1 protein-coding gene is annotated in these 399 nt (G+C 66.4%); it reads right to left on the bottom strand.

Translation table 11 applies throughout. From position 1 onward, the window contains the following. The coding region (locus EAD89_RS28250) for a HAMP domain-containing protein (protein ID WP_121677828.1) at positions 1-399 on the bottom strand (399 nt) is incomplete at both ends.

Below are 399 nucleotides of genomic sequence, written 5' to 3'. Positions count from 1 at the left end.
GGGTCACCTCGTCCGCGAACGACGACAGCTGGTCCACCATCGTGTTCACCGTCGACTTCAGCTCCAGGATCTCGCCCCGGGCATCCACCGTGATCTTCTGCGACAGGTCACCCTTCGCCACCGCCGTGGAAACCTGGGCGATGTTACGCACCTGGGCCGTCAGGTTCGAGGCCATCGAGTTGACGTTGTCGGTCAGGTCGCGCCACGTGCCGGCGACCCCGCGTACCTGCGCCTGACCGCCGAGCTTGCCCTCGGTGCCCACCTCACGGGCCACCCGGGTCACCTCGTCCGCGAACGACGACAGCTGGTCCACCATCGTGTTCACCGTCGACTTCAGCTCCAGGATCTCGCCCCGGGCATCCACCGTGATCTTCTGCGACAGGTCACCCTTCGCCACCG

The sequence above is a fragment of the Micromonospora sp. BL4 genome (assembly GCF_003667505.1).
GTDB lineage: Bacteria > Actinomycetota > Actinomycetes > Mycobacteriales > Micromonosporaceae > Micromonospora.
This window is presented reverse-complemented; position numbering and strand designations above follow the sequence as displayed.